Source organism: Devosia sp., assembly GCF_034675085.1.
Taxonomy (GTDB): domain Bacteria; phylum Pseudomonadota; class Alphaproteobacteria; order Rhizobiales; family Devosiaceae; genus Devosia.
In genome coordinates this window covers 1-5479 of record NZ_JAUCDN010000224.1, presented here as the reverse complement: position 1 = coordinate 5479, position 5479 = coordinate 1, and the positions used below count along the sequence as shown (strand labels likewise).

Below are 5479 nucleotides of genomic sequence, written 5' to 3'. Positions count from 1 at the left end.
GCCTGCCCGGTGTCGGCAGCCTCATCGTCTCGGCGGTGCTGCGGCGCGATTATCCCCTGATCCAGGGGGCGCTGCTGGTGGTCGCCGGGCTCTATGTCCTGATCAATTTCCTCATCGACATGCTCTATCTGATCGTTGACCCGAGGGTGCGTTACTGATGAGCGCTATCGCCGCGCCCGCCCTGCGAGAACCCAATCTCATCCAGAAACTGGCGACGCGCCCCGCCGCCATGGTCGGGCTGGTTGTGCTGGTGCTCGCTGTGGTGCTCTCGCTACTGGCGCCATGGATTTCTCCCTACGAGCCGGCCAAGCTGGCCGTGCGCGACCGCATGCAGGGGCCCAGCCTGCTGCATCTTTTCGGCACTGACGATCTGGGCCGAGACGTTCTCACCCGCGTGCTCTATTCGGGCCGTACCTCGCTGATGGTCGGCTTCGCCGTGGTCATCCTCTCCTCCATCCTGGGGGTGCTCCTGGGGCTGATGGCCGGCTTCTTTCGCCGGCTCGATACCCCGGTGTCGCGATTGATCGACGCCATGATGGCCTTTCCCGATATTCTGCTGGCCATCGCGCTGGTGGCGGCCCTGGGGGCCTCGGCCAATAATGTGGTCATCGCGCTGGGCGTGGTCTATGCGCCCCGTCTTGCCCGCGTCGTGCGCGCCTCCACCCTGGTCATCCGCGAACTGCCCTATGTCGAGGCGGCGCGCGCGCTTGGCGTGCCCACCCATGTGACGCTGGTGCGCCACGTGCTGCGCAATCTCACCTCGCCGCTGCTGGTGCAGGCTACCTTCATTTTCGCCAATGCCATCCTGGCCGAAGCCGGGCTTTCCTTCCTCGGCGTCGGCATTTCGCCCGATATCCCCACCTGGGGCACCATGATTTCGGTGGGCCGCCAATATATGGAGCAGGCCCCCTGGATCATGTGGTTCCCCGGTGGGGCCATCATCGTCACCGTTCTCTCGCTGCAACTTGTGGGCGATGGCCTGCGCGATTTCCTCGATCCGCGCCTCGCCAAGGATGTCTGATGTTCGATAACCGCTTCAAATCGGTCGGCTTCAATCGAGGGTTCACCGCATGACCGGCGCGCTGGCAGCAGACACCATATTGTCGGTGCGCGACCTGCGCACCTGGTTCGTCTCCAGGCGCGCCACTGCCAAGGCCGTCGATGGCGTCACCTTCGACCTCAAGCGCGGCAAGACGCTGGCGGTCGTGGGTGAATCGGGGTCCGGCAAATCGGTCACCAGCCTCACCATCATGGGGCTCCTGGCCAAGCCGGGCCGTATCGAGAGCGGGCAAATCCTCTTCCGCGACCGCGCAGGGGCGGTGCACGACCTGGCCGGCTTTTCGCCTAGACGGTTCCGCGCCATCCGGGGCAGCGAGATCGCCATGATCTTTCAGGAACCGATGACTTCGCTCAACCCGCTTTATACGGTGGGCGACCAGATCGGCGAGATGATTGCCCTGCATCAGCCGGTCAGCCGGGGCGAGGCCCGCGCCAAGGCGCTCGATATGCTCCGCCATGTCGAAATTCCCGATGCCGGGCGGCGGCTCGACGATTATCCGCACCAGATGTCGGGTGGCATGCGCCAGCGCGTCATGATCGCCATGGCGCTGGCCTGCAATCCGTCGCTGCTCATCGCCGATGAGCCGACCACGGCGCTCGACGTCACTATTCAGGCGCAGATTCTGGATCTCTTGCAGCGCCTTCAGGCCCAGTTCGGCATGTCGATCCTGTTCATTACCCACAATCTGGGCGTGGTGGCCGAAATCGCCCATGACGTGGTGGTCATGTATGGCGGGCGCGTGGTCGAGCAGGCGCCGGTCAATGCGCTCTTCGCCCACCAGACCCACCCCTATACCAAGGGGCTTCTGGCCTGCACGCCAGATGCCAGGCGCGATCTGGGGCAGGACGGCGCGCGCCGCGCCCTGTACTCCATTCCGGGTTCGGTGCCGCCCATCACCAGTCTGCCGCCCGGTTGCGCGTTCGAACCGCGCTGCTCCATGGCCATCCCGGCCTGTCGCGCGGCGTTGCCGCCGTTGGCTCCCGCCGGCCACGAGACCTTTTCGCGCTGCATCAGGAGCCATGAGCTATGACCCCGCCGGACACGGCCGCGCCCCGGCTCAGTGTGCGCGGGCTGACCAAGCAGTTTGCCGGCCGCAATGGCCAGATCGTGCATGCCGTCGAGGATGTGAGCTTCGACATGCGGCGCGGAACGACCGTGGGTCTGGTCGGCGAAAGCGGCTCGGGCAAGACCACCGCCGGCCGCTCCATCCTGCGGCTGGTCGAGCCGACCTCGGGCCAGGCCATATTCGATGGCATCGACATTTTCGCGCTCAGGCCGCGTGAGATGAAGCAATGGCGCAAGCGGCTCCAGATCGTTTTCCAGGACCCTTATTCGAGCCTCAATCCACGCCTCCGGGTCGACGCCATTATCGGTGAGGCATTGGATGCTCGCGGTTATCCAAAGGGGACGAAAAGGCGTGATCGTGTTGGCGAATTGCTAACGCTAGTGGGCCTTTCGCCAGACTATTCCCGCCGCTTTCCGCATGAATTTTCCGGCGGCCAGCGTCAGCGCATCGGCATCGCCCGGGCCCTGGCGGTGGAGCCCGATTTCATCGTCGCCGACGAGCCGGTCTCGGCGCTCGACGTGTCCGTTCAGGCGCAAGTCCTTAATCTGCTTGGAGATTTGCAGCAGCAGCTGGGCCTGACCATGCTGTTCATCGCCCATGATCTGAGCGTCGTCGAATATCTGTGCGACGAGGTGGTGGTCATGTATCTGGGCCGCGTTATGGAGCGCGGCCCCTCGCGCCAGGTCTACGCCCATCCGCGTCACCCCTACACCCGGGCTCTGCTCGCCACCGCCCCGGTGCCCGACCCAGCGCGCAAGCGTACCCATGTGCCGCTGGCGGGCGATATTCCTTCCCCGATCAACCCGCCGTCCGGCTGCGTTTTCCGTACGCGCTGCCCAATGGCCATCGAGGCTTGCGCCGGCATCGTTCCGCCGGTCGAGCATATCGGGGGCAATCATCACGTTGCCTGCATTCGCCAAGGCGAGCTGTAGTCCGAGTTGGAGTTCTGACCATGAGCGTTTCCGAGCAAGCCAGGCGCCCGGATGCCACCCCCTACGACCGGCTGGCCGCGCTGGGCATCGTGCTGCCCGATGCCCCGCCGCCCATCGCCAATTTCGTCACCCATGTGATCGAGGGCAATCTGCTTTTCCTGTCGGGGCAGGGGCCCACCGAGCCCGATGGCATGCTCTATACCGGCAAGGTCGGCGTCGACGTGTCGGTGGAAGCGGCCTACGCCCATGCCCGCCTTACCGGCATCAATCTCATCGCGGTGATACAGGCGGCGCTGGGCGATCTCGGCCGGGTCCGCCGCATTGTTAAACTCCTCGGCATGGTCAATGCGGCCCCCGACTTCGGCGATCACCCGGCGGTCATCAATGGCTGCTCGGACCTGATGAACGAGGTGTTCGGCGCGCGCGGTATGCATGCGCGTTCTGCCGTGGGCTTCGGCTCGCTGCCCAACCAGATTACAGTGGAAATCGAGGCCATAGTCGCGTTCGACTGACGCGGCCTTCGAGAAGGGATGAATGACGAGATGACCCAGGATATTCGTGCCCGGCTCGGGCTGCGCCCTGTAATCAACGTGTCCGGCACCATGACTTCGCTGGGCGCCTCCATCGTCGTGCCCGAGGCGTTGGACGCCGTCACGAGGGTACTGACCCAGTTCGTCGAGATGGGCGATCTGCACCGCCGCGCCAGCACCGCCATCGCCGAGCTGACCGGGGCAGAAGCCGGTTTTGTCACCGCCTCCTGCTCGGCGGCCATCTCGCTTGCCGTGGCAGCTGCCATAACCGGCGACAATCTCTGGGCCATCGAGCAATTGCCTGATGCCGGCAGCTTGAAAAATGAGGTCCTGATCCAGACCGGTCATATGGTCAGCTACGGCGCCCCTGTCGATCAGGCTATTCGCCTCGCAGGCGGCAGGGTGGTGCCCGTGGGGCAGGCGACCAGCGCCCACGCCTATCAACTCGAAGGCGCCATCACCGAGCGCACCGTGGCGGCGGTCTATGTGGTTTCGCACCACGTGGTCGATTACGCCCAGATTCCGCTCAAGACCTTTGCCGAAATCTGCCATGCGCGCGGGGTCAAGGTCATCGTCGACGCCGCCTCCGAATATGACCTGCGTAAATTCCTCGCCGAGGGCGCCGACGTGGTGCTCTATTCGGGGCACAAATTCCTCGGCGGCCCCACCTCCGGCATTTGTGCCGGCGAGAAAAATTTCATTCGGAATATCTACCTTCAGAACCGGGGTATCGGCCGCGGCATGAAGGTGGGCAAGGAAGGCATCGCCGGCGTCATCGCGGCGCTCGAAGCCTGGAAGATCCGCGATCACGCCGGTATTCGCGCCCGCGAGCGCAAGGCGCTCGATCTTTGGCAGGAAACGCTATCCGACCGTCCCGGCGTCACGGCCGTCATTGTGCCCGACCCCACGGACAATCCGCTCGACCGGCTCAAGCTGGCCATCGACCCGGAAGAAGCGCGCATCACCGCCTGGGACTTCGCCGCCGCTATGGCGCGGGGAGACTGCCCGGTCATCGTGCGTGATCACGAGGCCGAGCATGGCTATGTTTTTCTCGATCCGTGCAACCTCCACCCCGATCAGGAATTTATCGTCGCTGAGCGGCTGGTGGAAGAACTGGAGCGGGCGCAACGCTCCAATGAGGTGATTGCCACCCCGCTGGGCGAGCATTGGTTGGCCCAGGAGGCGGCGATCTTGAAGTGGCCCGATTGAGGGCGTAGACGGAGCCACCCCGGCAGGCGAGGGAGCGGAGAGAAGCGGTGGACGATGTTCGAAGCCAGATGGAGCCGGCGCGGCGCACGCGCACCAGCGGCATCGACCGCGCCTTGCAGATCTTCGACTATTTGCAACGCGTCGAGCAGGCGAGCACCGCCTATGAAATCGCCCGCGAGATCGGCGCGCCTCTTTCCACCATCTATGCCATCATCGATGATCTTCTGGCCAAGAACCTGCTGGACCGCGATGCCAATGGCCTCATCTGGCTGGGGCCGCGTCTTTATCACTATGGTCTCACCTATGCCCGTAATCTCGATCTACTGGGCGCCGCCACACAGGAAATGCACGAGCTGGCCCGCCAGTCGGGCGAAACCGTGCAGGTCTGCGGGCGCGACGAGGACATGATGGTGGTGATGGCCATGGAGGATGGCGGCGGCCATTTCAGCGTCACTTCGCGCGTCGGCAGTCGCAGCCCGCTCAATTGGACGGCGTCTGGGCGGTTGCTGGTCGGGCATCTGCCCGACGAGGATTTGTTGACCATCTTCCGGCGTTCGGCTCGCGTTTCTCCCACCGGCCGGGCCGAAACCGACCCGCAGGTGCTGGTTGACAATGCGCGTGAGGCGTTGGCGCAGGGCTATTCCATCCAGGCCGGCGAATCCGATTTCGCCGTGGCCTGCAT

Annotated in this window: 7 protein-coding genes; all 7 read left to right on the top strand. The window is 64.6% G+C overall.

All coding sequences use genetic code 11. The annotated features are described in order from the left end of the window. Nucleotides 1–158: ABC transporter permease subunit (locus tag VDP82_RS13225; RefSeq protein WP_323015315.1), on the top strand; the 158-nt coding region annotated here is incomplete at its 5' end. Then, nucleotides 158–1021, top strand: a complete 864-nt coding sequence (locus tag VDP82_RS13220) for an ABC transporter permease (RefSeq protein ID WP_323015312.1) — start codon at nucleotides 158–160, stop codon at nucleotides 1019–1021. The genes VDP82_RS13225 and VDP82_RS13220, both read left to right, overlap by 1 nt. A 61-nt stretch (nucleotides 1022–1082) precedes the next feature. Further along, nucleotides 1083–2090 carry an ABC transporter ATP-binding protein gene (locus VDP82_RS13215; RefSeq protein WP_323015314.1) on the top strand — a complete coding sequence of 336 codons (1008 nt, stop codon included), beginning with the start codon at nucleotides 1083–1085 and terminating at the stop codon, nucleotides 2088–2090. Further along, nucleotides 2087–3058 carry an ABC transporter ATP-binding protein gene (locus tag VDP82_RS13210; RefSeq protein WP_323015311.1) on the top strand — a complete coding sequence of 324 codons (972 nt, stop codon included), beginning with the start codon at nucleotides 2087–2089 and terminating at the stop codon, nucleotides 3056–3058. The genes VDP82_RS13215 and VDP82_RS13210 overlap by 4 nt, the downstream gene beginning before the upstream one ends. A gap of 20 nt (nucleotides 3059–3078) precedes the next feature. After that, nucleotides 3079–3570 carry a RidA family protein gene (locus VDP82_RS13205; protein WP_323015310.1) on the top strand — a complete coding sequence of 164 codons (492 nt, stop codon included), beginning with the start codon at nucleotides 3079–3081 and terminating at the stop codon, nucleotides 3568–3570. A 30-nt stretch (nucleotides 3571–3600) separates the two neighbouring features. Continuing rightward, entirely contained in the window at nucleotides 3601–4797 is a 1197-nt protein-coding gene (locus tag VDP82_RS13200; RefSeq protein ID WP_323015309.1) for an aminotransferase class V-fold PLP-dependent enzyme, read from the top strand. A gap of 68 nt (nucleotides 4798–4865) precedes the next feature. Next, the coding region (locus VDP82_RS13195) for an IclR family transcriptional regulator (protein ID WP_323015313.1) at nucleotides 4866–5479 on the top strand (614 nt) is incomplete at its 3' end.

Bases quoted from the DNA above. Each gene is read 5' to 3' on its own strand.
- VDP82_RS13220 (WP_323015312.1), top strand. From the start codon at position 158: ATGAGCGCTATCGCCGCGCCCGCCCTGCGAGAACCCAATCTCATCCAG.
- VDP82_RS13210 (WP_323015311.1), top strand. From the start codon at position 2,087: ATGACCCCGCCGGACACGGCCGCGCCCCGGCTCAGTGTGCGCGGGCTG.
- VDP82_RS13205 (WP_323015310.1), top strand. From the start codon at position 3,079: ATGAGCGTTTCCGAGCAAGCCAGGCGCCCGGATGCCACCCCCTACGAC.
- VDP82_RS13200 (WP_323015309.1), top strand. From the start codon at position 3,601: ATGACCCAGGATATTCGTGCCCGGCTCGGGCTGCGCCCTGTAATCAAC.